This window comes from Methylobacterium sp. E-046 (genome assembly GCF_022829625.1).
GTDB classification, from domain to species: domain Bacteria; phylum Pseudomonadota; class Alphaproteobacteria; order Rhizobiales; family Beijerinckiaceae; genus Methylobacterium; species Methylobacterium longum.
Genome location: NZ_JAKSYP010000058.1, coordinates 1 through 25,439 on the forward strand (window position 1 = coordinate 1; position 25,439 = coordinate 25,439).

General features: G+C 70.9%; 22 protein-coding genes and 1 pseudogene. 10 read left to right on the forward strand and 13 right to left on the reverse strand.

Going from position 1 to position 25,439, the window contains the following annotated elements; genetic code table 11:
• The 7 genes and pseudogenes from MKK82_RS03315 to MKK82_RS03345 form a co-directional block, all read right to left on the reverse strand.
• A pseudogene (locus MKK82_RS03315) lies at positions 1-189 on the reverse strand (transglutaminase-like cysteine peptidase); the annotation flags it as partial.
• A 496-nt stretch (positions 190-685) separates the two neighbouring features.
• Complete coding sequence (locus tag MKK82_RS03320; RefSeq protein WP_238290618.1) at positions 686-2,419, reverse strand: AMP-binding protein; 1,734 nt, start codon at positions 2,417-2,419, stop codon at positions 686-688.
• 64 nt (positions 2,420-2,483) lie between these two features.
• Positions 2,484-3,263: an enoyl-CoA hydratase gene (locus MKK82_RS03325; protein WP_238290616.1), complete on the reverse strand. Its 780-nt coding sequence runs from the start codon at positions 3,261-3,263 to the stop codon at positions 2,484-2,486.
• Complete coding sequence (gene mmsB, locus MKK82_RS03330) at positions 3,260-4,153, reverse strand: 3-hydroxyisobutyrate dehydrogenase (RefSeq protein ID WP_238290615.1); 894 nt, start codon at positions 4,151-4,153, stop codon at positions 3,260-3,262. Before mmsB ends, MKK82_RS03325 begins: the two co-directional genes overlap by 4 nt.
• 208 nt (positions 4,154-4,361) lie before the next feature.
• Positions 4,362-5,423: an enoyl-CoA hydratase/isomerase family protein gene (locus MKK82_RS03335; RefSeq protein WP_238290614.1), complete on the reverse strand. Its 1,062-nt coding sequence runs from the start codon at positions 5,421-5,423 to the stop codon at positions 4,362-4,364.
• A complete protein-coding gene (locus MKK82_RS03340) occupies positions 5,420-6,565 on the reverse strand; it encodes an isobutyryl-CoA dehydrogenase (protein WP_238290613.1) in 1,146 nt (381 codons plus the stop codon). The genes MKK82_RS03335 and MKK82_RS03340 overlap by 4 nt, the downstream gene beginning before the upstream one ends.
• A 262-nt stretch (positions 6,566-6,827) precedes the next feature.
• Complete coding sequence (locus tag MKK82_RS03345; RefSeq protein WP_238290612.1) at positions 6,828-8,324, reverse strand: CoA-acylating methylmalonate-semialdehyde dehydrogenase; 1,497 nt, start codon at positions 8,322-8,324, stop codon at positions 6,828-6,830.
• A gap of 116 nt (positions 8,325-8,440) precedes the next feature.
• Between MKK82_RS03345 and MKK82_RS03350 the strand changes: the two genes are divergently transcribed.
• Positions 8,441-9,349, forward strand: coding sequence for a LysR family transcriptional regulator (locus MKK82_RS03350; protein WP_238290611.1), 909 nt, complete (start codon positions 8,441-8,443; stop codon positions 9,347-9,349).
• Positions 9,350-9,436: 87 nt separating this feature from the next.
• The gene (locus MKK82_RS03355) at positions 9,437-10,600 is read left to right on the forward strand and encodes an iron-containing alcohol dehydrogenase (protein ID WP_238290610.1); all 1,164 of its coding nucleotides are present in this window, start codon (positions 9,437-9,439) and stop codon (positions 10,598-10,600) included.
• 100 nt (positions 10,601-10,700) lie between these two features.
• Here MKK82_RS03355 and MKK82_RS03360 read toward each other — a convergent pair whose 3' ends face one another.
• A complete protein-coding gene (locus tag MKK82_RS03360) occupies positions 10,701-11,942 on the reverse strand; it encodes an ABC transporter substrate-binding protein (RefSeq protein ID WP_279602735.1) in 1,242 nt (413 codons plus the stop codon).
• Positions 11,943-12,200: 258 nt separating this feature from the next.
• Here MKK82_RS03360 and cpaB point away from each other — a divergent pair, with 258 nt between their 5' ends.
• The 7 genes from cpaB to MKK82_RS03395 all read left to right on the forward strand — a co-directional run bounded on the left by cpaB (position 12,201) and on the right by MKK82_RS03395 (position 20,377).
• Positions 12,201-13,016, forward strand: coding sequence for a Flp pilus assembly protein CpaB (gene cpaB, locus MKK82_RS03365; RefSeq protein WP_238290608.1), 816 nt, complete (start codon positions 12,201-12,203; stop codon positions 13,014-13,016).
• Positions 13,017-13,021: 5 nt separating this feature from the next.
• Complete coding sequence (locus tag MKK82_RS03370; RefSeq protein WP_238290625.1) at positions 13,022-14,593, forward strand: type II and III secretion system protein family protein; 1,572 nt, start codon at positions 13,022-13,024, stop codon at positions 14,591-14,593.
• Between the two features lie 18 nt (positions 14,594-14,611).
• Positions 14,612-15,352, forward strand: a complete 741-nt coding sequence (locus MKK82_RS03375) for a CpaD family pilus assembly protein (protein ID WP_238290606.1) — start codon at positions 14,612-14,614, stop codon at positions 15,350-15,352.
• A 91-nt stretch (positions 15,353-15,443) separates the two neighbouring features.
• Positions 15,444-16,703, forward strand: coding sequence for a CpaE family protein (locus tag MKK82_RS03380; protein ID WP_238290605.1), 1,260 nt, complete (start codon positions 15,444-15,446; stop codon positions 16,701-16,703).
• Between the two features lie 27 nt (positions 16,704-16,730).
• Complete coding sequence (locus MKK82_RS03385) at positions 16,731-18,170, forward strand: CpaF family protein (protein WP_238290604.1); 1,440 nt, start codon at positions 16,731-16,733, stop codon at positions 18,168-18,170.
• 15 nt (positions 18,171-18,185) lie between these two features.
• Entirely contained in the window at positions 18,186-19,178 is a 993-nt protein-coding gene (locus tag MKK82_RS03390) for a type II secretion system F family protein (protein WP_238290603.1), read from the forward strand.
• Positions 19,179-19,399: 221 nt separating this feature from the next.
• Complete coding sequence (locus MKK82_RS03395) at positions 19,400-20,377, forward strand: type II secretion system F family protein (protein WP_238290602.1); 978 nt, start codon at positions 19,400-19,402, stop codon at positions 20,375-20,377.
• A 37-nt stretch (positions 20,378-20,414) separates the two neighbouring features.
• Here the strand turns inward: MKK82_RS03395 and MKK82_RS03400 are convergent, their stop codons facing one another.
• Entirely contained in the window at positions 20,415-20,648 is a 234-nt protein-coding gene (locus MKK82_RS03400; protein ID WP_238290601.1) for a GcrA family cell cycle regulator, read from the reverse strand.
• A 403-nt stretch (positions 20,649-21,051) separates the two neighbouring features.
• Here MKK82_RS03400 and sseA point away from each other — a divergent pair, with 403 nt between their 5' ends.
• A complete protein-coding gene (sseA, locus tag MKK82_RS03405) occupies positions 21,052-21,900 on the forward strand; it encodes a 3-mercaptopyruvate sulfurtransferase (protein WP_238290600.1) in 849 nt (282 codons plus the stop codon).
• Between the two features lie 109 nt (positions 21,901-22,009).
• On the opposite strand, the gene MKK82_RS03410 is transcribed toward sseA, so the two are convergent.
• The 4 genes from MKK82_RS03410 to MKK82_RS03425 are packed head-to-tail and all read right to left on the reverse strand — an operon-like array spanning position 22,010 to position 25,244.
• Positions 22,010-22,834, reverse strand: coding sequence for an FTR1 family protein (locus tag MKK82_RS03410; RefSeq protein WP_238290599.1), 825 nt, complete (start codon positions 22,832-22,834; stop codon positions 22,010-22,012).
• A gap of 58 nt (positions 22,835-22,892) precedes the next feature.
• Positions 22,893-24,326 carry a 4Fe-4S binding protein gene (locus MKK82_RS03415; protein WP_373323363.1) on the reverse strand — a complete coding sequence of 478 codons (1,434 nt, stop codon included), beginning with the start codon at positions 24,324-24,326 and terminating at the stop codon, positions 22,893-22,895.
• The gene (locus MKK82_RS03420) at positions 24,323-24,664 is read right to left on the reverse strand and encodes a cupredoxin domain-containing protein (RefSeq protein ID WP_238290597.1); all 342 of its coding nucleotides are present in this window, start codon (positions 24,662-24,664) and stop codon (positions 24,323-24,325) included. Before MKK82_RS03420 ends, MKK82_RS03415 begins: the two co-directional genes overlap by 4 nt.
• Positions 24,665-24,680: 16 nt before the next feature.
• Positions 24,681-25,244 carry an iron transporter gene (locus MKK82_RS03425; RefSeq protein ID WP_238290596.1) on the reverse strand — a complete coding sequence of 188 codons (564 nt, stop codon included), beginning with the start codon at positions 25,242-25,244 and terminating at the stop codon, positions 24,681-24,683.
• Positions 25,245-25,439: the final 195 nt, after the last annotated feature.

The following is a 25,439-nucleotide window of genomic DNA, read 5'->3' on the forward strand; positions in this document are numbered from 1 at the left end:
GCTGATCCGCGCCGGCTCGCTGCGGTCCACCGTGCACTCCGCCGCGTAAGCCTGGCAGAACGTCACCCAGGCGGCGAGCGGCTTGGCGTCCCCCTGAACCCGCGCACCCGCCTCCGTCGGAAGGCTCGCCAGCGTCTGTGCTTGCGCGGCGGCCGTGAGGCCGAGCAGCGCCGCAGCGCCGGCCACCATCCCCCGAACCGTCCTGAGAAACCCCGCGCTCATCGCACCCGCCCCCGTTGTTGAGGCCAAGATTGCGCCGCAGAGCCTCCGCGGCGCTGAAGCGGATGCGCGCAATTTTACCGATTCGGGGGTGGGGGCCGGGTGACGCGCGACAGCGTCGACGGGGGGCTTGAGAAGCCGCGCGAATCCGTGGCTTCAGTTTCGGGAAGCGGAAACCTTGAGGATTCGTTCGGGGCCTGGGGCGCGTCACGAAGGCGGCGCCGGCCCCGAAGAAGGCCGCGCCCGCGTCCATCCGGCCAGCCGGTCTGCCCCGGGGCCGGCGCACGGCCGCGCACCCGCTCCGCCGCCCCGGCCATCGCTTCTACGGCTCGGCGACAACCGTCCGCGCCTCGTCCGTCGCCCGAAAAACCTGCGTGATGTGCTCAGCGAGATCGCGCGTGCCCAGCGCGGAGGTCTCGGTCATCGGCCCGGATTCCCGCCACGGCGGCCCCGGTGCCGGGGCCCGTCACCCCGCGGTCTGGTCGAGCTTGCGCTCCGCCTCGCCCTTCAGTTCGGGGAAGTCCGCCTGCGTGTAAGCGCGGCCGCGATGCGGATCGTCGGTGACGCCCTCGTGCTCCAGGCGGCGCAGCTGCACCCGGCGGATCTTGCCCGAGATGGTCTTGGGCAGGTCGGTGACGAATTCGAGCCCCCGCAGGCGCTTGAACGTCGCCAGCCGCGCGTTGGTGAAGCGGAAGATGTCGAGTGCCGTCTCCGGTCCCGACGAGGCCCCCGCCACCAGGGACACGTAGGCCTTCGGGATGGTGTGGCGCATCGGATCGGGCACCGGCACCACCGCCGCCTCGGCCACCGCCGGATGCTCGATCAGCACGCTCTCCAGTTCGAACGGGCTGATGCGGTAGCCCGACGATTTGAACACGTCGTCGGCGCGGCCCACGAAGGTGTAGCAGCCCTGGTCGTCCACGAAGGCGACGTCGCCGGTGTGGTAGAGATCGCCCCCGGCCCCCGACAGGTTGCCCTGGCCGTCGTCGTAGCCCTGCATCAGGCCGGCGGGCCTGTGCGCCCCGAGCTCCAGACAGACCTCGCCCTCGGAAGCCGGCTGGCCGTCGATGTCGAGGACGCGCACCCGGTAACCCGGCAGGGGCCGGCCCAGCGCCCCCGGCACCACCGGCTGGCCGGGCGTGTTGGCCATGAGCGCCGTGGTCTCGGTCTGGCCGTAGCCGTCGCGGATCGTGAGACCCCAGGCGCCCTTCACCCGCTCGATCACCTCCGGGTTCAAGGGCTCGCCCGCCGCGCAGACCTCGCGCAGGGCGAGAGTCCGACCGGTGAGATCCTCCTGGATGATCATCCGCCACACGGTCGGTGGCGCGCACAGCGTGGTGGCGCCGGTGCGTTCCAGCTGCGCCAGCAGGGCGGCGGCGTTGAACGGCGCTTGATTGATCACCAGGATCGTCGCCCCGGCATTCCAGGGTGCGAAGAATGACGACCACGCGTGCTTCGCCCAGCCCGGCGAGGAGACGTTGCAGTGCACGTCCCCGGGCTGCAGCCCGAGCCAGTACATGGTCGAGAGCGCCCCCACCGGGTAGGAGCGGTGGCTGTGGCGCACGAGCTTCGGCTTCGCCGTAGTGCCGGAGGTGAAGTAGAGGAGCATCGGGTCGTCAGCCCCGGTCGGGCCGTCCGGTGCGAAATCGTCCGGGGCCGCGGACGCGTCGTCGTAGGCCGCCCAGCCCTCGGTCGCGGCCCCGGTGACGAGGCGGATGGCGTCGCCCGTGTCGAGCCCGGCGAACCGCGCGATCTGTTCCGTCCCCGCCACGATGGCCCGGGGACGGCCGCGGGCGAGGCGGTCAGCGAGTTCGTCGGCGGTGAGCAGGGTGGTCGCCGGGATGACGACCGCGCCGAGCTTCATCGCCGCCAGCATGGTCTCCCACAGGGCCGGGACGTTGCCGAGGAGCAGGAGCAGGTGGTCGCCGCGCCTCAGGCCCTGCTGCCGCAGGTGATTGGCCACCCGATTGGAGCGCCGGGCGAGCTCTCCGAAAGTGAGGCACTGCTCGGCGCCGCTGCCGGCCTCGACGATCCGGAGGGCGGCCCGGTCGCGGCTCTCGGGGCCGGCGAGCACCGCGTCGAACCAGTCGAGCGCCCAGTTGAACGGCACCGGGTCCGGCCACGCGAAGGCCGAGACGGCGGCGGCGTAATCGGTGCGATGGGCCAGCAGAAGGTCGCGGGCCTCCCGGAAGCTCGGCATGGTCGTTCCCCTCCCCGTATCGTGGTCTTGGCTGCCCGTCCCGTTCGGCCGAGGCGGGCCGCATTCAGGTGTTCTCGAACCGGGGCGGCCGCTTCTCCACGAAGGCAGCCATGCCCTCCTTCTGGTCCTTGGTTGCGAACATCGCGTGGAAGACCCGCCGCTCGAACCGGATCCCCTCGGTCAGCGTGGTCTCGTAGGATCGGTTGACCGCCTCCTTGGTCATCATCGCGATCGGGAGCGACATCGACGCGATCGTCTCGGCGGCCTTCAGCGCCGCGTCGATGAGCTGATCGGCGGCGATCACGCGGGAGACCAGCCCCGCGCGCTCGGCCTCGGCGGCGTCCATCATCCGGCCGGTCAGGCACATCTCCATGGCCTTGGCCTTGCCGACGAACCGGGTCAGCCGCTGGCTGCCGCCGATCCCCGGCATCACGCCCAGTTTGATCTCCGGCTGGCCGAACTGCGCCGTGTCGGCCGCCAGGATGATGTCGCACATCATGGCGAGCTCGCAGCCACCGCCCAGCGCGTAGCCCGCCACCGCGGCGATGATCGGCTTGCGCACGGCGACGAAGCGGTCCCAGTCGGCGAACCGGTCGCCCGCGTACATCTCCGCATAGGTGGCGTGCTGCATCTCCTTGATGTCGGCGCCGGCCGCGAAGGCCTTGGCCGAACCGGTGATGACGATGCAGCCGACGCCCGGATCCGCGTCCGCCGCGGTGGCCGCCCGGATCACCTCGCGGGTGAGCTGCGCGTTGATGGCGTTGAGCGCCTTCGGCCGGTTGAGGGTGATCAGCAGGACTCGGCCGCGCGTCTCCGTCAGGATCGTCTCGTACGGCTCGCTCACGACTCGCCTCCCTGCCCGCGAAGCATAGTGATGATCGCGGAAAAGTCCTCTCCCCCGTGGCCCGCGCCGTCGAACAATCCGTAGATCTGCGCGGCCTCCGCGCCCAGCGGCGTGGCGGCCCCGGAGGCGAGCGCCGCGGCCTGGGCGAGCCGGAGATCCTTGAGCATCAGCGCGGCGGCGAAGCCCGGCTTGTAGCCGGTGTTGGCCGGCGAGGTCGGCACCGGTCCCGGCACCGGGCAGTAGGTGGTCAGCGACCAGCACTGGCCCGAGGAGACCGAGGCCACGTCGTAGAGCGCCTGATGCGACAGGCCGAGCTTCTCGCCCAGCGCGAAGGCCTCGCTGACGCCGATCATCGAGATGCCGAGGATCATGTTGTTGCAGATCTTCGCCGCCTGACCGGCGCCGGCCTCGCCGCAATGGAACACGTTCTTGCCCATCGCCTTCAGCAGCGGCTCCGCCTTCGCGAATGCGGCTTCGGCGCCGCCGGCCATGAAGGTCAGCGTCCCGGCCTTCGCGCCGCCGGTTCCCCCCGAGACCGGCGCGTCCACCGACAGGCAGCCCCGGGCCTCGGCGAGGCCGTGGGCCTTGCGGGCGCTCTCGACGTCGACGGTGGAGGAATCGATCAGCAGGGTGCCGGCGGGCAGGGCCTCCGCGAGCTGCGTCCAGACCTCGACCACGTGCCGCCCGGCGGGCAGCATGGTGATCACGACATCCGCTCCGTCGGCGGCTTCGAGGGCCGAGCCCGCCACCGCGATCCCCGCGGCCCGGGCGGTGTCCAGCGAGGCCGGCACCAGATCGAACCCGCGCACGGTGTGGCCGGCCCGCACGAGGTTGGCCGCCATGGGCCCACCCATATTGCCGAGACCGATGAACCCGATGGTCTGCGCCATCCCATTCCTCCCCATTGCATCACGCGGGACCCCGGGTCCCGCCCCTCGACCGCCCGTCCCGCCGGCGCCCTCATCCTGAGGCGCCGGAGCGTAGCGGAGGCCTCGACGGAGACCTCCAGCCGGCCGCGCGATCCCTGGAGCCCTCCCTCAGACCCGGCGATGCGGGCCCCTCAAGATGAGGCGGCGGGTGGGATCAGGCGGCCCGTCATCAGATCGCGCCCGTGCGCGACTCCGCGAAGACCGGCGCCGCCCGCGCCTCCAGCCAGCGGGCGATCCGGGCGGGATCGACCGCGTCGAGGGTGGGCGGGTTCCAGCGCGGCGTCTTGTCCTTGTCGATCACGGCGGCGCGGATCCCCTCGCGGAAGTCGCCCTCGTCCAGCAGCGCCAGCGAGGCGTGGTACTCGCGCTCCAGGCAGGCCTCCAGGTTCGCGGAGCCGCGGCCGAGGCGCAGCAGGCACAGCGTCAGGACGAGGCTCGACGGCGCCTTGGTCAGCAGGGTCGTCCGGGTCGCGGCCGCGAAGTCGGAGCCGTCCGCGTCGAGGGCGGCCAGGATCTCGTCCACCATGTCGAAGGCGAAGCAGCGGTCGATCCGGGCCCGGTGCGCCGCCAGGGGCGGCGCCCCCGGGTCCTGCGCGAACCGGGCGATCAGCTCCCGTACGCCCTCGTGGCCGGCATCCGGATCGAGCGCCAGCAGGGCGTCGATCAGGTTGGGCAGCTCGGCGGACGGCACCTGAGCGTCGGCGAGCCCGCAGAAGATCGCATCGGCGGCCCCGACCGGCTCACCGGTCAGGCCGAGATAGGTGCCGATCTCGCCCGGCGCCCGCGGCAGCAGCCAGGTGCCGCCGACATCCGGGAGGTAGCCGATGCCGGTCTCCGGCATGGCGACGCGGGAGCGCTCGGTGACGATCCGGTGGGCGGCGTGGCCGGCGAGGCCGACGCCGCCACCCATGGTGATGCCGTCCATCACCGCCACGAAGGGCTTTTCATAGGCGGCGATCCGGGCATCCAGCCGGTACTCGTCGCGCCAGAAGGCCTCCGCGAAGGCGGTGCCCTGGCTTTCGTACAGGCCGCGCAGATCGCCCCCCGCGCAGAGGCCGCGCTCGCCCTCGCCGGTGAGCAGCACCGCGGCGATGCCGGGATCGGCGGAGAACTGGTCGAGGGCCTCGTCGATCGCCAGGACCATGCCGTGGGTCAGGGCGTTCAGCGCCTGCGGCCGGTCGAGCCGCAGGCGCCCGAGGGCGCCGACACGCTCGACGATCACGTCGGTCATCGGCGGCCCCCGGTCAGCGCGCGGGCGATGATCATCCGCATGATCTCGTTCGTGCCCTCCAGGATCTGGTGCACCCGAAGGTCCCGGACGATCTTCTCGACCCCGTACTCGGCGAGGTAGCCGTAGCCGCCGTGGAGCTGGAGCGCCTGATTGGCGACCTCGAAGGCGGCGTCGGTGACGTGGCGCTTGGCCATGGCGCAGAGCTGCGTCGCGGCCGGGTCCTTGGCGTCGAGCGCGCCGGCCGCGTGGCGCAGGAAGGTGCGCGAGACCTCCAGGCTGGTCGCCATGTCGGCGAGCCGGAACTGCAGCGCCTGGAAATCCATGAGCTTCGCCCCGAAGGCGCGCCGGTCGCCCATATAGGCGAGGGCCTTGTCGAGGGCCGCCTGCGCGCCGCCGAGGGAGCAGGCGGCGATGTTGAGGCGCCCGCCGTCCAGCCCGCTCATGGCGATGCGGAAGCCCTGGCCCTCCGTGCCCAGGCGGTTGGCCACGGGCACGCGGCAGCCGTCGAAGCGCACGGCCCGGGTCGGCTGGGCGTTCCAGCCCATCTTGCGCTCGTCGGCGCCGAAGGAGAGGCCGGGCGTGCCCTTCTCCACCACGATCGCCGAGATGCCCGCCGGGCCGGCCTCGCCGGTGCGGACCATGCAGACGTAGAGGTCGCTGGCACCGGCACCCGAGATGAACTGCTTCTCGCCGGAGAGCACGTAATGGTCGCCGTCCCGCTCGGCGCGGGTGCGGAGCGCCGCCGCGTCGGAGCCCGAGCCCGGTTCGGTGAGGCAGTAGCTGGCGATCCGCTCCATGCCCATGAGCGACGGGATCCAGCGCCGGCGCTGATCGTCGTCGCCGTAGGCGTCGATCATCCAGGCGCACATGTTGTGGATCGACAGGAACGCCGCCACGGTCGGGCAGCCGGTGCTCAGCGCCTCGAAGATCAGGGTCGCGTCGAGGCGCGAGAGCCCCGAGCCGCCGACATCTTCGCGGACGTAGATGCCCGCCATGCCGAGGGCGGCCGCCGCCCGCAGGGTCTCGACCGGGAAGGTCTTGTCCCGGTCCCAGTCGAGGGCGTGCGGCGCGATGTGCTCGGCCGCGAAGCCGAGGGCCATCTCGCGGATCGCGGTCCGGTCCTCGTCGAGCCCGAAACTCATGGGCACTGCCTCCGAAGGTGCAAACGAGCCTCCCTCCCCCTCTGCGGGGGAGAAACACCCCCGCGTTGGCGGGGGTCGGGAGCGGGGAGCGGCGCTTCCGTGAAGGTCGCGGCGGGCGCCGGAACCCGCACCGTCGCGCTGTTCCCCTGCCGCCGCGTCATCGCGCGGCCCCTATCCCCCTCCTCCGACGGGCCTGCCCACTCGGGACAAGGGGGATGCCGATCTTGGGCAGACCCAGGATCGGTCGGGGAAGGGTTTCGGCCTACCGCATCGTCGGGATGGAGAACTCCGCCCCGCTCTTGATGCCGCTCGGCCAGCGCTGCGTCACGGTCTTGGTCTTCGTGTAGAAGCGGATCGAGTCCGGCCCGTGCTGGTTCAGATCGCCGAAGCCCGAGCGCTTCCAGCCGCCGAAGGTGTGGTAGGCGATCGGGACCGGGATCGGCACGTTCACGCCGACCATGCCGACGTTCACCCGGGCGGTGAAGTCCCGGGCGGCGTCGCCATCCTGGGTGAAGATCGCCACGCCGTTGCCGTACTGGTGGGTCGAGGGCAGCGCCAGCGCCTCCTCGTAATCCTTGGCCCGCACCACCGAGAGCACCGGCCCGAAGATCTCCTCCTTGTAGATCGTCATGTCGGGCGTCACGCGGTCGAACAGCGAGCCGCCCATGTAGAAGCCGTTCTCGTAGCCCTGGAGCTTGAAGCCGCGGCCGTCGACGGCGAGCTGCGCGCCCTCGGCGACGCCCTTGTCGATGTAGCTCGCGACCTTCTGCACCGCTTCCGCCGTGACCAGCGGGCCGTAATCGGCCGAGCCGTCGTGCGACGGGCCGATCTTGAGCGACTCGACCCGCGGGATGAGGCGCTCCATCAGCCGGTCGGCGGTCTGCTCGCCCACCGGCACCGCCACCGAGATCGCCATGCAGCGCTCGCCGGCCGAGCCGTAGCCGGCGCCGATCAGCGCGTCGACCGCCTGGCCCATGTCGGCGTCCGGCATGATGATCATGTGGTTCTTGGCGCCGCCGAAGCACTGGGCGCGCTTCCCCGTCTCGGCGGCGCGCACGTAGATGTACTCGGCGATGTGCGAGGAGCCGACGAAGCCCACCGCCTTGATGTCCTCATCATCCAGGATGGCGTCGACCGCCTCCTTGTCGCCGTTGACGACGTTGAGGATGCCCGCCGGCAGGCCCGCCTCCAGGAAGATCTCGGCGATGCGGATCGGCACGCTCGGGTCGCGCTCGGACGGCTTCAGGATGAAGGCATTGCCGCAGGCGATGGCCGGGGCGCATTTCCACAGCGGGATCATGGCCGGGAAGTTGAACGGCGTGATGCCGGCCACCACGCCGAGCGGCTGGCGCAGGGAATAGACGTCGATGCCGGGGCCGGCGCCTTCCGTGTACTCGCCCTTGAGCAGGTGCGGGATGCCGCAGGCGAACTCCACCACCTCGACGCCGCGCTGGATGTCGCCCTTGGCGTCCGGCACGGTCTTGCCGTGCTCGGAGGCGAGCAGCTCGGCCAGCGCGTCGTTCTCCCCGCGGATGAGTTCAAGGAAGCGCATCATCACGCGGGCGCGCTTCTGCGGGTTGGTCGCCGCCCAGGCCGGCTGGGCCGCCTTGGCGTTCTCCACGGCGGCGCGCATCTCGGCCTTGCTGGCCAGAGCGACCTTGGCCTGGACCTCGCCGGTCGAGGGGTGGAACACGTCGGCGAACCGCCCGCTCTCGCCGCCGACATTCCGGCCGCCGATGTAGTGCCCGATCGTGCGCATGCGCGCCTCCCTGTGATGTGGCGTTCGATTTTGGCGCACCCTAACAGGATCCCTTGAGCGATAAAGCCAGATGCGCTTACAGCCGCTGTGCATCGATGCACAGCGGGAGTGCGGTCATGGCCAGGACGGGGCCCAACTGGGACGATCTCCGCTTCTTTCTCGCGGTGGCGCGGACTGGGACCCTGAGCGCAGCGGGGGCGCGCACCGGCACCGAGCACACCACGGTCGGGCGCCGGATCCGCGCCCTGGAGGAGGGCCTCGGCGCCCGCCTGTTCCATCGCAGCAATCTCGGCTACGCGCTCACCGAGGACGGGGCGAACCTGCTGGGCGTCGCCGAGGCCATGGAGAGCGCGTTCCTCTCAGCCAGCGCCGCCACGGAGGCGGCCCAGGCGGTGTCGGGCACGGTGCGGATCGGCGCGCCGGACGGGTTCGGCAGCGTCTTCCTCGCGCCGCGGATGCACCGGCTGACCGCCCGCCATCCGGAGCTGGAGGTGGAGATCATGGCGACCGCCCGGATCTTCAGCCTGTCCAAGCGCGAGGCCGACATCGTGATCAGCCTCTCCGGCCCGCAGCAGGCCCGGGTGGTGGCGCGCCGGCTCACCGATTACCGGCTGCTCGTCTACGCGGCCGAGTCCTATCTCGCTGCGGCAGCGCCGATCGCGGAGCTCGCGGACCTGCCGGCCCATCCCTTCGTCGGCTACATCGAGGACATGCTGTTCACCCGCGAGCTCAACTACCTCGGGGCGCTCGGCCCCGCGGTCACGGCCCGCCTGCGCTCCACCAATCTCCTGGCCCAGGTCCACGCGACGCTCGGGGGCGCCGGCCTGTGCATCCTGCCGGCCTTCATCGCGGCGGCCCATCCGGGACTCGTGCCGGTGCTGCCCGAGGCGGTCTCGCTGACCCGCTCGTTCCACATGCACATCCACGAGGACCACCGGAAGGCGGCCCATATCCGCGCGGTGGCGGGGTTCATCGCCGCCGAAGTGAAGGCCGCGGGGGCGCTGTTCGCCGGGCCGGCGGTGTAAGCGGCGGCGGTTTCGCCCCGCGGTCGCGCGCCTTAAGATCGGCCGTTCCGGCGCACCATCAGAGGCGCCGGGTGGGAGAAGCAAGACATGGTCGCCTCGATCGCCCTGCCCCGGCTGATGCGCGTCGGCGCCGGCGCCTCGCGGCTGCTGCCGGAGGTGCTCGGCCAGCTCGGCCTGTCGCGGCCCTTCGTGGTCACCGACCCCTACCTCGCCGGCAGCGGCCGGACCGACATGCTGCTCGAACGGCTCACCAGCGCGGGGGCGCAGGCGACGATCTTCTCCGAGACCGTGCCGGACCCGACCGTCGCCTCCGTGGAGGCGGCGCTCGCGGCCCTCCAGGCGGGGGATTTCGACTGCGTGGTCGGCTTCGGCGGCGGCAGCCCGATGGACACCGCCAAGGCCGTGGCGGTGCTCGCCCGCCACGGCGGCCACATGCGCGACTACAAGGCGCCGCGCCAGCAGGACGAGCCCGGACTGCCGATCGTGGCGATCCCCACCACCGCCGGCACTGGCTCCGAGGCGACTCGGTTCACCATCGTGACCGACGAGGCCTCCGACGAGAAGATGCTGTGCATCGGGCTGGCCTATCTGCCGGTGGCCGCCCTGGTCGATTATGAATTGACCCTCACCAAGCCCAAGCGGCTCACGGCCGACACCGGCATCGACGCCCTCACCCACGCGATCGAGGCCTATGTCTCGCGCAAGTCGAACCTGTTCTCGGACGGGCTGGCGCTCCAGGCGATGGGCCTGATCGCCCCGAGCCTGCGCCGGGTCTGGACCGATCCGGGGGACCGGGCGGCGCGCGAGGCGATGATGCTCGGCGCGACCCAGGCGGGCATCGCGTTCTCCAATGCCTCGGTCGCACTGGTCCACGGCATGAGCCGGCCGATCGGCGCGCATTTCCACGTGGCGCACGGGCTCTCGAACGCGATGCTGCTGCCGGTGGTCACGGCCTTCTCGGCGCCGGCCGCCATCGACCGCTACGCCGCCTGCGCCCGGGCCATGAAGATCGCCGGCCCGGACACCGACGACCGCTCCGCAGTGTCGGCCCTGGTGGCGGAACTGGAGGCGCTGAACGACGACCTCGACGTGCCGGGTCCCCAGGAATACGGGATCGACCCGGCCCGCTGGGAGGCGCTGCTCCCGACCATGGCGGCCCAGGCGCTGGCCTCCGGCTCCCCGTCCAACAACCCGGTGGAGCCCAGCGCCGACGAGATCGTGGCGCTCTACCGGCGCGTCTGGGCGGCCTGAATCCGGCGGCCCGTCGACGGGTCGGAAGCGTCATCCATCGCGGGCGGAGCGAAGCGGGACCGCCTCGCTCCGCCCGCGATGACGCGGGGCGTGCGCCCGCCTACTTGGCCGCCGTCAGCGGGCAGCCGCTCTCGGCCGGGGAGGCGAAGGCCTCCTTGCCGGGGACGGTCGAGATCAGCTTGTAGAGGTCCCACTCGCCCTTCGACTCGGCGGGCTTCTTGACCTCGAACAGGTACATGTCGTGCACCATGCGGCCGTTCGGCTGCACCACGCCGCCATGGGCGAAGACGTCGTCCACCGGCAGGGCCTTCAGCTTGGCGTTGACCGCGTCGGTCTCGTCGGTGCCCGCCGCCTTCACGGCCTTGAGGTAGGACAGGACCGCCGAATAGGTGCCCGCCTGGATCATGTTGGGCATCCGGCCGGTGCGCTTCATGTAGCGCTGGCCGAAGGCGCGGGTCTCGTCGTTGGCGTCCCAGTACCAGCCCTCGGTGAGCGTGAGGGCCTGTGCCACCTTGAGGCCGAGGCCGTGCACCTCCGAGAGGGTGAACAGCAACGCCGCGAGCTTCTGGCCGCCCTCGACGATGCCGTACTCGGCCGCCTGCTTGATCGCGTTCGAGGTGTCGAGCCCGGCATTGGCGAGACCGATCACCTTGGCCTTCGAGCCCTGCGCCTGGAGCAGGAACGAGGAGAAGTCCTGGTTGGAGAGCGGGTGGCGGACGCTGCCCACCACCTTGCCGCCGTTGGCGGTCACCACGCGGCTGGTATCGGCCTCCAGCGCCGAGCCGAAGGCGTAGTCGGCGGTGAGGAAGAACCACGTGTCGCCGCCCGCCCGCGTGAGCGCGCCGCCGGTCCCCACCGCGAGCGCCCGCGTGTCGAACGCCCAGTGGTAGCCGTACGGCGTGCAGGCCTTGCCGGTGAGGTCGCTGGTCGCGGCCCCGGTGGTGATGGTGATCTTCTTCTTCTCCTTGGACAGGCCCTGGACCGCCAGCGCCACCGAGGAGGTGGTCAGTTCCATGATCGCGTCGACGCCGTCGCGGTCGTACCATTGCCGGGCGATGGCCGAGGCGATGTCGGGCTTGTTCTGGTGGTCCGAGGAGAGAATCTCGATCGGCACGCTGCCGATCTTGCCGCCCATGTCCTCCACCGCCATGCGGGCGGCCTCGACCGAGCCCTGACCGCCGTACTGGGCGTAGAGTCCCGACTGGTCGTTGAGGACGCCGATGCGGATTGCGTTGTCCGAGAATGCCTCCGCGCCGGCCCCTTGCGCGGCGGCCGATCCGGCGCCGAGCGCCGTCCCCGCCAGAGCCGCCGCCACCACCGCGCCGCCGAATGTCCTGATCATGTCTCCCCCCGGTTCGCCCGAGCGCCCGCTTCTGAGGCGGATCCGACGTCACGATAGAACACGAACGGGTGAGTGGCCACGGCCACGCTCGGCCGAACGCTGAAGGATCGGGCCGGTTGTGACGTGCGGTCGAGCGGCGGCCCGTTTCCGGACCGGTCGAGCGTGGCGAGGTTATAATACCTTAACCATAAGTACACGAATCCGCGGGCAAGTTCAGGCCATGGACGGCAATTCAGCCGTCTCCGGCGTGTCCTTGCGATGAACCCAGCCCGTCTCGCCGTCCTCGGCATCGCCCTCGCGGCGGGCAGCGGGGCGGCCTTCCTGATGAGCGGCGGCGATCCGCCCCCGCCGACGCCACAGCCGACGGTCGAGGCGCCGCCGGCGCCGATGACCGACGTGCTCGTGGCCGCCACCGACATGCCCATGGGGCAGGTGCTGCGCGCCGCGGACCTGCGCTGGCAGGCCTGGCCGGACGCCGCCATCGCGCCGGGCTACATGACGCGCAAGCTCAATCCGAAATCCCTGGACGAGACGGTCGGCGCCTCCGTGCGCTCGAGCTTCCTGGCCGGGGAGCCGATCCGCGCGCAGAAGCTGGTCCGCCCCGAGAGCGGGTTCATGGCGGCGATCCTGCCGCCCGGCATGCGCGCGGTCGCCATCGTCACCGACAGCCGCGGCACCAACTCGGCGGGCGGCTTCATCCTGCCCAATGACCGCGTCGACGTGATCCGCATCTTCCGCGACGACGCCAAATCGCGGGCCGCCAACACCGACGTCCAGTTCTCCCAGACGATCCTGACCGACATCCGGGTCCTGGCGATCGGCCAGCTGATCCAGGAGAAGAACGGCACCAACGTCGTCACCGGCGAGACCGCGACGCTCGCCGTCACGCCCGCTCAGGCCGAGACCCTGGCGCTCGCCCAGAAGGTCGGCGCCCTGTCGCTCGCCCTGCGCAGCCTCGCCGATGCCGGACAGCCAGCCGAGGCCCTGCCGCAGGCCGAGACGTCCGATGCGCAGACATCCGAACCCGCCTTGACCGTCGTGCGCTTCGGCGTCGCGCGGCAGCAGACGCCGTGATGGCCATGACCGCACAGCTGCCCCTCCCCCGACCGGCTCGGCACGAGGCCGACCGGCGACGGCGCCGCCGCGCCGCCGCCCTCGCGCTTCTGGCCGCGGTGACGACGCCGGCGCTGGCCCAGGAGCGCTCGACCCTCGGTCCGGCACCGGTGCTGACGGTCGGCGCCGCCGAGGCGGCCTCGACCCGCAAGGTCGAGCTGACCGCCGGCCGCTCGGTGATCGTCGACCTCCCGCGGGACGCCAAGGAGGTCTTCGTCGCCAACCCGGCGGTGGCCAACGCGGTGGTCCGCTCGACCCGCAAGGTCTTCGTGATCGGCATGGCCGACGGCGCGACCTCGATCTTCATCATGGACGCCGAGGGTCGCCAGATCGCCGCCCTCGACGTGACGGTGGCGCGCGACCTCAACCTCGGGACCCTGCGCGAGCTGCTCAACCAGAGCATTCCGGGCGGCCGCTTCGACGTGCGCTCCTCGGGGGCCTCGGTGCTGCTGTCGGGTTCGGTGAACGCATCGGCGGATGCCCAGCAGGCGATCGACATCGCCAACGCCTTCGTAGGGCTGGGCGGCGCCGGTGCGGCGGGGGCGGCGGGCGCGGCGAGCGGCGGCGTCGCGTCCGGCGCGCGCGGTGCCGTGATCAACAACCTCACGATCCGCAACAAGGATCAGGTGATGCTCCGCGTCACCGTCGTGGAGGTGTCGCGCAACGTCCTGAAGCAGTTCGGGATCAACATGACCGGCAACTGGTCGGCCCTGAACCCGCTGGGATCCGCGGCCTCGCCCGCGTTCAACAACAACCTGCCGTTCCCGATCAACACGGACTTCCCGCAAGGCAACCAGATCCAGGCCTCCGTGAGGGCGGGCGGCTTCTCGCTCCAGGCCACGCTGAAGGCCTTCGAGCAGGCAGGCGTCTCCCGGATCCTGGCCGAGCCGACGCTGACCGCGATCTCCGGTGAGGCCGCGAAGTTCCTGGCCGGCGGCGAGTTCCCGGTGCCGTCCTCGGCCTCCTGCGCGGTGGGCGGCGTGTGCACCCCCGGCATCACCTACAAGCCCTACGGCGTCGCCCTGTCGTTCACCCCCGTGGTGCTGGCCGACAACCGCATCTCGATCCGCGTCGCCACCGACGTGACCGAGATCGATCCGCAGCAGAGCTTCGACTACGTCGTCGGCAACTCCACGATCGCGGTCCCGGGCACCCGGGTGCGCCGCTCGGAGACCACCGTCGAGCTGCCCTCCGGCGGCGTGATGATGACGGCGGGCCTGATCCAGCAGGTCAACCGCCAGGCGATCTCCGGCCTGCCGGGCCTGATCAACCTGCCGATCCTCGGCGCCCTGTTCCGCTCCCGCGACTACCAGCGGCAGGAGACCGAGCTGATGATCATGTGCACCCCCTTCATCGCCCGGCCCATGGAGCAGAAGCAGGTGAGCCGGCCCGACGACAACTTCGTCGACGCGACCGACGGCCAGGCCGTGCTGCTCGGCCAGATCAACCGCCTCTACGGCCGGGTCGGCCCGGCCGCCGCCGCCGCGGCCCCGCTCGGACGCACCTACCGCGGCCGCGTCGGCTTCATCGTCGAGTAAGGCCCGAGGACCGGATCCATGACCCGACGTCACCACCCCACCCTGCCCCGCCTCGGCGGCCTCGTCGCCGCCTGCGCGCTGGCCACCCTGGCGGCGGCCTGCAAGAGCGATCCCGCCACCACCGGCGAGATCACGGTGTCGGATTACCGCGCCCGGCACCCGATCGTGCTGGCCGACGGCACCCGCAGCCTCGACGTGTTCCCCACCGGCATCGGCCATCTCGACCCCCGCCAGACCGCCGACATCGACGCCTTCATGCTGGAATACCGCCGCTTCGGCCGCGGCGTTCTCCTGATGGAGGTGCCCCGGGGCGTGGCTCCGGCCGTGGCCCCCGCCGTCGAGCGGACGGCGGCGGCCTTGCGCGGGCTCGGCGGCCAGAACGGCGTCGGCACCCGCGAGATCGCGGTGACCGGCTACGCGGTGGCGGCGCCGAGCCTCGCCACGCCGATCCGGCTGAGCTTCCAGCGCATGCAGGCCAAGGTGGCCGACCAGTGCGGGCTGTGGCCGCAGGATCTCGGCACCTCCAGCTTCCAGGTCGATTACAGCAACCGGCCGAACTGGAACCTGGGCTGCGCCATGCAGTCGACCGTGGCCGCCCAGGTGGCGGATCCGGTGGACCTCGTGCGCGGCCGGCCCGAGGGCCGGATCGACACGGTCAAGCGGGTCCGGGACATCGGCCAGTTGCGGGACGGCAAGGATCCGTCAACCACATGGCGGCAAGATGGGCAGACGGCCGTCAAGTCCCAGGTCGGTCAGTAGAACTGGCTCGCCCAGGCCCAAGCCCAGGCCCAGGCCCAGGCCCGCACCCAAGCCCACGCCGAACCCCGAACGCGAACCTGAAAGCGCCGTCATGGCAGACCTGTCCGAGACAACCGAGCGCACGATCGCCCCGGTGCCCCGGATCACCATCCAGGCCTTCTGCGAGACCGGCGAGACCGCCGCGATGATCGAGGGGGCCGCCCTCGACCGGCGCATGCAGAAGGCGCAGGTCAAGGTCCGGATGGGCGGCGGCGCCGCAGCGATCGAGGCCTACCGGCACGCGCCGACGCCCAACGTCATCATCCTCGAGACGCAGGGCCAGCGGTCCAAGCCGGTCGAGTGCCTCGACGCCCTGGCGGAGGTCTGTGACGAGGGCACCCGCGTCCTGGTGATCGGCCACCTCAACGACGTGACGCTCTACCGCCAGCTGATCCAGCGGGGGGTCTCCGACTACCTGATGGCGCCCGTCGACCCGCTGACCCTGATCGCGGCGATCTCCGACCTGTTCACCGCCCCGGGCGTGAAGCCGGTGGGGCGCACGGTGGCGGTCTACGGCGTGAAGGGCGGCATCGGCGCCTCCACGGTGGCGCACAACTTCGCCTGGGCCGTCGCCCGCAACCAGGGCGTCCAGACGGTGATCGCCGATCTCGACATCGCCTTCGGCACGGCCTCGCTCAACTTCAACCAGGATCCGCCGCAGGGCATCGCCGAGGCGGTGTTCGCCCCCGAGCGCCTCGACTCGGCGCTGGTCGAGCGCCTGCTGTCGAAGTGCAGCGACAACCTCAGCCTGCTCTCGGCGCCCGCCAGCCTCGACCGGACCATCGACCTGTCGGAGCCGGCCTTCGACGCCCTGATCGAGTACATGCGGGCGAGCGTCCCCTGCGTGGTCCTGGACGTCCCGCACCAGTGGAGCGCGTGGTCGAAGCGCGTCCTCACGGCGGCCGACGAGATCCTGATCGTCGCCGGCCCGGACCTCGCCTGCCTGCGCAACACCAAGAACCTGCTCGGCGCCCTCCGGCACGGTCGCCCGAACGACCAGCCGCCCCGGATCCTGCTGAACGGCGTCGGCGTGCCCAAGCGGCCCGAGATCGGATCCGCCGAGTTCGCCAAGGCCCTGGAGGCCCCGATCGCGCTCACGATCCCCTTCGAGCCCGCCCTGTTCGGCACCGCCGCCAACAACGGCCAGATGATCGCCGAGATCCAGGCCGGATCGAAGGTGTCCGACCTGTTCAACGACTTGGCGGCCGCGACGCTCGGACGGCCCGAGGCCCGGCGCGGGCGCCAGAGCCTGCTCGAGCCGCTGCTGGCCAAGCTCGCCAGCGCCAAGCTTCCCGGCCGGAAGGCCTCGTGATGCGGCGCTGCGACCAGGATCCGGCCCATGTTCGGTAGGCGACAGACCAGCGGCGCGACCCCGGCCCCGCCGCCGGTCCCGCAGGCGCGGACGGTCGCCGCCGTCCCCGCCCCGCGCGAGACGGCGGTTGCCCCCAGGCGGCCTGAGCCCACGGTCCCGGTCGTCGTGGAGACCGTGCGGTCCGAGGACTATTACCGCACCAAGAGCCTGATCTTCGGCGCCCTGATCGAGGCGATCGACCTCACGCAGCTCTCGCGCCTCGACGCCGAGACCGCCCGCGAGGAGATCCGCGACATCGTCACGGAGATCATCGGGCTCAAGAACATCGTCCTGTCGATCGCCGAGCAGGAGGAGCTGCTCGACGACATCTGCAACGACGTGCTGGGCTACGGTCCGCTCGAGCCGCTGCTGGCCCGCGACGACATCGCCGACATCATGGTCAACGGCGCCAACCGGACCTTCATCGAGGTCAACGGCAAGATCCAGCTGACCAGCGTGCGCTTCCGCGACAACCAGCAGCTGATGAACATCTGCCAGCGGATCGTCAGCCAGGTCGGCCGCCGGGTCGACGACGCCTCGCCGATCTGCGACGCCCGCCTGCCGGACGGCTCCCGCGTCAACGTGATCGCCCCGCCGCTCGCCATCGACGGCCCGGCGCTCACCATCCGTAAGTTCAAGAAGGACAAGCTGACCCTGGAGCAGCTCGTGCGCTTCGGGGCGATCTCGCCGGAGGGCGCGGAGGTCCTGAAGATCATCGGCCAGTCGCGCTGCAACGTGGTCATCTCGGGGGGGACGGGCTCGGGCAAGACCACGCTGCTCAACTGCCTCACCGCCTTCATCGAGCACGACGAGCGGGTCATCACCTGCGAGGACGCGGCCGAGCTGCAGCTCCAGCAGCCGCACGTGGTGCGCCTCGAGACGCGCCCCCCCAACATGGAGGGCCAGGGCCAGGTCACCATGCGCGACCTCGTCAAGAACTGCCTGCGCATGCGGCCCGAGCGGATCATCGTCGGCGAGGTGCGCGGACCGGAGGCCTTCGACCTGCTCCAGGCGATGAACACCGGCCACGACGGCTCGATGGGCACGCTCCACGCCAACAGCCCGCGCGAGTGCCTGTCGCGCATCGAGTCGATGATCTCGATGGGCGGCTTCACGCTACCCTCGAAGACCCTGCGCGAGATGATCTGCGGCTCGATCGACGTGGTGATCCAGGCCATGCGCCTGCGCGACGGCTCGCGGCGCATCACCCACATCACCGAGGTGCTCGGCATGGAGGGCGACGTCATCACCACGCAGGACGTCTTCCTCTACGACATCGTCGGCGAGGACGCGAACGGGAAGCTGATCGGCCGTCACCGGTCTACCGGGATCGGGCGGCCGAAATTCTGGGAGCGCGCCCGCTACTACGGCCTGGAGCGCCGCCTCGGCGAGGCGCTCGACGCCGCCGAAGTCGTCGACCGAGACTGAGCGCGGACCCGCCCCATGCTGGACCTGGCCGTTCCCGCCGCCTCCAACCTGCCGATCGCGGCCGGCCTCCTCGGCATCGCGGCCGCCGCGGTGGCCTACGTGGCGATCCTGCCCCTGCTCAGCGGCGAGCGCCGGGCGAGCAAGCGCCTGAAGTCGATCGGCGTCTCCGCGTCGGGGGCGGCGATCCGGGGAGTGACCATCAACCGGCGCGAGCAGGTCGCCAAGACGCTGAGCGAGATCGAGGCCAAGGCGAAGGGCGCCACGAAGGCCAGCGTCGAGCTGAAGCTCGCCCGCGCCGGCCTCGCTTGGACGAAGAGGACCTTCTACATGGTCTCGGCCGTCTGCGCCGGGGTCCTGGGACTCCTGCTCTTCGTGATCACCGAGAGCCCGTTCGTGGGCGCCGCCGCCGCCTTCGCGGGCGGCTTTGGCCTTCCGGCCTGGCTGCTGCGTCGCCTGAGGCTCAAGCGCATCGCGAAGTTCAACAAGGAACTGCCGAACGCCGTCGACGTGGTGGTGCGTGGCATCCGCACCGGCATTCCGGTGGGGGATTGCTTCCGGATGGTCTCGCGCGAGGCCGAGGAGCCCGTGCGCAGCGAGTTCAGGACCGTCGTGGAGACCCAGGCGCTCGGCCTGTCGCTGGGCGAGGCGGTCTCGCGCCTGTTCGAGCGGGTGCCCACCGCCGAGGTGAACTTCTTCGCCATCGTGATCAACATCCAGCAGCAGTCGGGCGGCAACCTGTCGGAGGCGCTGAACAACCTCTCCGTGGTGCTGCGCGACCGCGCCAAGATGCGCGGCAAGGTCCAGGCGATGAGCATGGAGGCCAAGGCCTCGGCCTCGATCATCGCCTGCCTGCCGTTCGGCGTCGCGGGCATCACCACCCTGACGAGCCCCGACTACATCTCGCTGCTCTGGACCACCGACATCGGCAAGATCGCGCTGGTCGGGGCGGCGATCTGGATGTCCATCGGCATCTTCACCATCAAGAAGATGATCGCCTTCGACTTCTGACAGCCTGTTCGACGCCACCCCCTCCATCGGAGCGCGCTCACGTTCGGCGGATCTTCCGTCCCCACCCCATCACGAGAGGCAAGCGGCGGACGGGGGGCCCATCCAGGCTTCGGCCGCGCTTCGGCAACTCGGGCTGAGCGGGGAGGATCGGGGCCGGCCCCGGATCGCAGGACATCTCGCCAAGCGGGCCACGACGCCCACCCGTCACCGGATCCCGAGTCATGATCGATGCCATCGCGGAGAAGCTGTTCGATCCCCGCTTCATGGGGATGCTGCTGACCTCCGTGGCGGCGGCCGCGACCGCCTTCGCGGTGGCGCAGCCCTTCTTCGAGACCGACAAGCTCGCCAAGCGGATGAAGATCGTCAGCGACGAGCGCGAGCAGATCCGGCGGCGCGAGCGGGCCCTGGGGGACCGGACCATGAGCCGCGCGACGCTGCGCGTCGCGCCGAAGGCCTACATGAAGTCCATCGTCGAGCGGTATCACCTGAGCCGCTGGCTCGGCACCGACACGGCCAAGCGCAAGCTGATGATGGCGGGCTATCGCGGCCAGGGGGCGGAGACGGCGTTCCTGTTCTTCCGCCTCGTGGTCCCGGTCGCCACGGTGATCACCGCCCTGTTCTACCTGTTCGTGCTAGAGGCGATCGACGCCTCCGTCCTCATGCGGGTCGCGCTGGTGATCGCGGCCGCCTACGGGGGCATCAAGGCGCCGGAGCTGTTCCTGGTGAACGCCGCCAAGAAGCGGCAGGTCGAGATCCGGAAAGCGTGGCCGGACGCCCTCGATCTCACGCTGATCTGCGTGGAATCCGGTATGGCGATCGAGCACGCCTTCCGGAAGGTCAGCACCGAGATCGCCACCTCCTCGGTGGTGCTGGCCGAGGAACTCGCCCTGATGACCGCCGAGATGTCGTTCCTGCCGGAACGGCGCCAAGCCTACGAGAACCTCGTGCTGCGCACCGGGCTCGATCCCGTCAAGGCCGTGGCCACCGCGCTGATCCAGGCCGAGCGCTACGGTACGCCGATCGGACAGGCGCTCCGCGTGCTGAGCCAGGAAAGCCGCGACCAGCGGATGAACGAGGCGGAGAAGAAGGCGGCGGCCCTGCCGCCCAAGCTCACCGTCCCGATGATCCTGTTCTTCCTGCCGGTTCTGTTCGTCGTCATCATCACGCCGGCCGTCATCCAGATCATGCGGACCCAGTGACGGCGCGGGACAGCACCGAGCGGCGCGGATCCGTCGTTCAGCGGATCCGGCCGGGGCGGGTCGGCTCGAACACGATCCGGCGGTGATAGGTACACCAGCTCTTGCCGTCGGAGACCGGCGCGCCGCAGCAGATGGCCCGGTCGTTCGGCTCACCGATGATGTATTTGCAGACGAAGGCCCCTGACTGCGCGAAGGGCACGCGCAGGTCGGCCGACGGCTCCTGGACGGTCTCGGCATCGCCGATCTGGGACATGCGGACGAGTTGATTCATGGTGCTGATCGGCTCAATAACCATCCTGCTCGGTGGGTGCGGATGCCCCGGCAGACAGAGAGGGTGAAACGCTTCTCGCTCGGGCGGCGACCCCGTCTCGCGTCCTAGAGGAGCGGCGTCCGGGGAAGCGCGCGCGCTGCCGGCCGCGGTGGCCGACGCGATCGGCGTCATCGTGTTGTCGTAACTGGGGTTACGGCGTTTTAAAACAAGACCAACCTGCATTGGGCGCATCGTACCACGGTGCGGGGTGCGTAGCTCATCACGATCTACGGGGCCTGGATTGCCATTCGGCAGCCCTGACGAAACCGCGCGAACGCTCCGGATCGGCCACGACCCGCAGGTGCAACCCGGCTCGACCTGTGATTTGGTGCACGCCCTCGCGAACAGAGCCGGACCTGTCCCCATGGCCCACGCGCCCCTCGTGTCCCCCGACTGGCTGCACGACCGCCTCGCCGCCCCCGACATCGTGGTGCTCGACGCCTCGTGGTACCTGCCGACCGCCGGCCGCGACCCGGAGGCCGAGTTCCGGGCCGCCCACATCCCCGGCGCCCTGCGCTTCGACCTCGACGCCATGAGCGATACCGAGTCGAGCCTGCCGCACATGCTGCCGCGCCCCGAGGTGTTCGCGGCGCGGATGCGCGCGCTCGGCGTCGGCGACGGCATGCAGATCGTGGTCTACGACGGCCAGGGCCTGTTCTCGGCTCCGCGGGTCTGGTGGATGCTCAAGGCCTTCGGCGTGCGCGACGCGCTGGTTCTGGACGGCGGCCTGCCGGCCTGGGTCGCGGCGGGCTACCCCACCGAGGAGGGCGAGCCGCGCCCGCGTGAGCGCCGGCACTTCACCGCCCGCCTCGATCATGGCGCCGTGGCCGACGCGGACGACGTCGCCCGCGCCCTGGAGACCGGTTCGGCCCAGGTGGTCGACGCCCGCTCGGGCACGCGGTTCCGTGGCGAGGAGGCGGAGCCGCGGCCCGGCGTCCGGCCCGGTCACATGCCCGGCGCCTGCAACCTGCACTACGCGGCGCTTCAGCGCGACGGGCGGATGAAGAGCCCGGACGAGTTGGCCTCCGTCTTCGCCGAGAACGGCGTCGATCCGGCCCGGCCGATCGTGACGACCTGCGGCTCGGGTGTGACTGCGGCGATCATCGCGCTCGCGCTGGAGACCTTGGGCCACCCGGCCCGCGGCCTGTACGACGGCTCCTGGTCGGAATGGGGCGCCGATCCGGCCCGGGCCGTCGCGACCGGCGCGCCGTAGAAGTGGGTTTCCGAGGGCGACGACCCCGCAGCGGGTGATCAGGGCGAAGCCCGCCGGCGGGGCTGCGCCCCGCACCCGCGAAAGGTCCCGGACCGTCCGGAACCGCGACCTACGCCGCCCGCACGGCGTGGCGCTTGTCGGCGGCGCTCCACTGCATCAGGCCGATCATCACCGCGATGGTAGCCACGTAGACGAGCCCCTGCAGGGCTGTCGGCCGGTCGGTGTAGCCCACCAGCGCGTGCAGGATGCGGCCCGGCCAGGAAGTCTCGGCGATCAGGCCGGAGCTGTTCCAGAGGGTGTGGCCGAGGATGTCCACGACGCCCGCGTTGGCCAGGAACTGAGCCGCCTGCGCGGCGAGCCCCGCTGCCAGGAAGATGATCAGCACGCTGGTCACCGAGAACACGTAGCGGCTCGGGATGGAGGCGAGGCCGAAATAGGTCACCGCCGAGAGGAGCGCGCCCGCGCCGATCCCCGCGAAGGCGCCGAACTGGATGTCGGCGCCGGAAGTGCCGGAGGCCACGAGGCCGTAGAGGAACAGCACCAGTTCAGCGCCCTCGCGCAGGATCGCGGCGCCGATCACGATCGCCAGGGCGGCCGCCTCACGCTCGCCCGAGCGCACCGCGGCGCCCGTCGCCCGCAATTCACCCGCGAGTTCCTTGCCGTGCTTGCTCATCCAGGTGTTGTGCCAGATCAGCAGCAGCACCGCGACGATCAGGACCGCGGCGTTCAGGATGTCCTGGCCGCTGCCTTCGAAGGCGTCGGAAATCTTCTCGGCGAACAGGGCGACGACGGCGGCCCCCGCCAGCCCGCCCCCGATGCCGAGCAGGACCCAGCGCATCCGTCCCGGAATGCCGCGGGTCGCCGCCAGCACGATGGAGATGATGAGGCCCGCCTCGATGACTTCGCGGAAGGCGATGACGAAGGCGCCGATCATGGCGGTCTCCAAGATTGCGAGAGGTTGCGAGAGGTTGCGAAGCGTCGCGCGAACCGCGCTACCAGATCCAGAACAGGAGCACCCAGTTGGCCACCGACAGGGTGGCGGCCCCCGCGATGCAGGCCGTGGCCGCCGCCCGACGCAGGCCGCCCGCGCCGAGGCCTGCGACCCGCCACGCGAGCCAGACGCTCCACAGGCTCGCGCCCGCGAGCAGGCCGGCGCGCATCTCCGCCACGTAGGGGACCACGATGCCGTCGCCGCGCAGGAAGGTGACGGTGAGGGCGGACAATCCCAGGAAGACGCCGCAGCCCGCCACCGGGATCAGCGTCTGGGTCAGGTGGTGAAAGCGCCGGAGCGACCAGCCGCCGAGCGCGACCGTCGCGAGCGCCACGATCGCCGACAGGGCGAGCCCGAGGATCACCGTGGCGGCGCCGATGTAGGCCAGAAGCAACCCGCCGTCGAGGAGGGTCATCACGTCGTTGCGGTCGGGGTAGTTCGTCAGCACGAACCAGGGCGCCGAGTGCTCCAGGGGCCACGTCGTCCCGTGCTCGATGAGCCACGTGGCGGCCCATTGCTTGGCCTCGACGTACCAGGGGCTCGACGACCACTGGAAGGCCCCCACCGCCAGCGCCAGCATGCCGAACAGGATCAGCATGGACTGGTCGAGGCTGGGCTCCTCGCCGGCCACGTGCACGATCTCGTGGTTGGGGGAACGCAGGGCGAGGCGCACGGCGCCGCGATGGCCGCTGCAGCGCCCGCACATGTGGCAGGCCCCCGCGCCGCGCATCGTCTTCACCGGAACCAGCGGGGCACAGTTGAACGCCTCCGCACCCCGGACGGGCTTGGGCGAGGCCGCCCAGGCAGCGCGGTCGACCTGGAAGCTGACCGGGGCGAGCTTCGACAGCACCGCGAAGACGCCGTTGACCGGGCAGAGATAGCGGCACCAGACCCGCTTGTTGCGGCCGTAGAGCAGGCCGACCACGATCGCCGCGACCGTCGAGCCGCCGAGCACCGCGAGGACCGGCTTCGGGTAGCCGTACACGCTGGTCATCTGCCCGTAGACGGTGGTGCCCGCGAACGCCACGAACGGCCAGCCCTGCCACGTGATCCAGCGCGGCACGGCGTAGCCGCGGCTCCAGCGGCTGGCGAATTCGCTGAGCGCCCCCTCGGGACAGAGGACGCCGCACCAGGCCCGGCCGACCAGCACCATGCTGACCAGCACGAAGGGCCACCAGATCCCCCAGAAGGCGAACTGGGCGGCGAGCGTCAGGTTGGTCCAGAGATGGGCGGCGTTGTCGGGGAGCGGCAGCAGCGCCGGCACGATCACCAGCACGGCGTAGACGGCGACGATCAGCCACTGCACGGCGCGGATCATCCAGCCGTACCGCCGCAGCCAGTCGCCGAACCGGGCGAGCCGCAGGTCGATCGCGGCCCGGCGGGAGGGGAGGCGGGCGAGCGGGAGGGAGCCGGGCGCTGTCGTCGACGCGCTCATTTGGCCACCAGGGTCGCCTTCGCCTCCGGATGGAAATCGTCGAACACCTGGTAGGTGCCGGGCTCGACGGTGCGGAACACGATCGCCGAGGTCGAGCCGGCGGCGAGCGCCTTCTCGCGCTTCAGCTCCAGGCTCTCGAACTCCACGGGGGTCTGGCCCGTGTTCGAGATCTCCAGCTTGAACCGGGTGTTGGCCGGGACCTCGATCACGGCCGGAAGGATCATCCCGTCCCGCATCTCGACCTTGATCACCGGCATATCGTCCGCGCGCACCGGCGCGGCCGCGCAGGCGGCGAGCAGCGCGAGGGCGAAGCGGGCGGAACGCGGCAGGCGTGTCACGGCGACCTCCGGGATCTCAGTAGGCGCCCTTCTTGCCGACGCCGGCGAAGGTGAAGTCCTGGGTCACGTCGAAGGGCTCGAACCACGGCCCGACCCCCGTCTCCTTATCCACGTGGCGGCCGAAATGGCTGGCCTTGCCGGGCGGCGCGACGGTCACCTTGAGGCGGTAGCGGCCGGGACCGAAGAGCTTGACGTTGTCGCCGTAATGCGGCCCGTCATTGGCGACCATCGGCATCAGCATGCCGGCCACCTTCTGGTCGGTGGCCTTGTCGCCGTCGAGCTTCACCGCCTCGAACCGGACGTCGAGGGCTGGAACCCAGTCGCCCTCCGCGAAGCCGTTGCGGTTGTCCTTGGCGGCCCGGATATCCGTCTCGAGGTGGATGTCCGACTGCGCGGCCTCGCGCATCATGCCGGGCGGATCCATCTCGATCGGCTGGAGATAGACGGCGGCGACCTCGAGGCCGTTCCGCGTGACGTGCGGGCCGATCGGCACCTCCTTGGCCATCGCTGTCCCGGCGAGCGCGAGGAGCGAGGCCGCGGCGAGGCCGCGGAGAATCGGGGGGACGTTCAAAGCACGCATGGAAGCGGACATAACGGCTCACACGCGAAGTTCAAACTCGAATCGCAGCGCTCTCAAATAATAACAATTCTAATCTGCGATTTCGCACTGACGACCGGCGCGTAATTCGAAGCATGGTCGTGCAGACTTCCTACTATCAGCCGCCCTGACGAAGATGTTCGCCATCTCGCGGCGGTCCGAATCTTGACCAATCCA

Bases quoted from the DNA above. Each gene is read 5' to 3' on its own strand.
- MKK82_RS03320 (WP_238290618.1), bottom strand. From the start codon at position 2,419: ATGCCGAGCTTCCGGGAGGCCCGCGACCTTCTGCTGGCCCATCGCACC.
- mmsB (WP_238290615.1), bottom strand. From the start codon at position 4,153: ATGGCGCAGACCATCGGGTTCATCGGTCTCGGCAATATGGGTGGGCCC.
- MKK82_RS03335 (WP_238290614.1), bottom strand. From the start codon at position 5,423: ATGACCGACGTGATCGTCGAGCGTGTCGGCGCCCTCGGGCGCCTGCGG.
- MKK82_RS03340 (WP_238290613.1), bottom strand. From the start codon at position 6,565: ATGAGTTTCGGGCTCGACGAGGACCGGACCGCGATCCGCGAGATGGCC.
- MKK82_RS03345 (WP_238290612.1), bottom strand. From the start codon at position 8,324: ATGCGCACGATCGGGCACTACATCGGCGGCCGGAATGTCGGCGGCGAG.
- MKK82_RS03350 (WP_238290611.1), top strand. From the start codon at position 8,441: ATGGCCAGGACGGGGCCCAACTGGGACGATCTCCGCTTCTTTCTCGCG.
- MKK82_RS03355 (WP_238290610.1), top strand. From the start codon at position 9,437: ATGGTCGCCTCGATCGCCCTGCCCCGGCTGATGCGCGTCGGCGCCGGC.
- MKK82_RS03360 (WP_279602735.1), bottom strand. From the start codon at position 11,942: ATGATCAGGACATTCGGCGGCGCGGTGGTGGCGGCGGCTCTGGCGGGG.
- cpaB (WP_238290608.1), top strand. From the start codon at position 12,201: ATGAACCCAGCCCGTCTCGCCGTCCTCGGCATCGCCCTCGCGGCGGGC.
- MKK82_RS03370 (WP_238290625.1), top strand. From the start codon at position 13,022: ATGACCGCACAGCTGCCCCTCCCCCGACCGGCTCGGCACGAGGCCGAC.
- MKK82_RS03375 (WP_238290606.1), top strand. From the start codon at position 14,612: ATGACCCGACGTCACCACCCCACCCTGCCCCGCCTCGGCGGCCTCGTC.
- MKK82_RS03380 (WP_238290605.1), top strand. From the start codon at position 15,444: ATGGCAGACCTGTCCGAGACAACCGAGCGCACGATCGCCCCGGTGCCC.
- MKK82_RS03385 (WP_238290604.1), top strand. From the start codon at position 16,731: ATGTTCGGTAGGCGACAGACCAGCGGCGCGACCCCGGCCCCGCCGCCG.
- MKK82_RS03390 (WP_238290603.1), top strand. From the start codon at position 18,186: ATGCTGGACCTGGCCGTTCCCGCCGCCTCCAACCTGCCGATCGCGGCC.
- MKK82_RS03395 (WP_238290602.1), top strand. From the start codon at position 19,400: ATGATCGATGCCATCGCGGAGAAGCTGTTCGATCCCCGCTTCATGGGG.
- MKK82_RS03400 (WP_238290601.1), bottom strand. From the start codon at position 20,648: ATGAATCAACTCGTCCGCATGTCCCAGATCGGCGATGCCGAGACCGTC.
- sseA (WP_238290600.1), top strand. From the start codon at position 21,052: ATGGCCCACGCGCCCCTCGTGTCCCCCGACTGGCTGCACGACCGCCTC.
- MKK82_RS03410 (WP_238290599.1), bottom strand. From the start codon at position 22,834: ATGATCGGCGCCTTCGTCATCGCCTTCCGCGAAGTCATCGAGGCGGGC.
- MKK82_RS03415 (WP_373323363.1), bottom strand. From the start codon at position 24,326: ATGAGCGCGTCGACGACAGCGCCCGGCTCCCTCCCGCTCGCCCGCCTC.
- MKK82_RS03425 (WP_238290596.1), bottom strand. From the start codon at position 25,244: ATGCGTGCTTTGAACGTCCCCCCGATTCTCCGCGGCCTCGCCGCGGCC.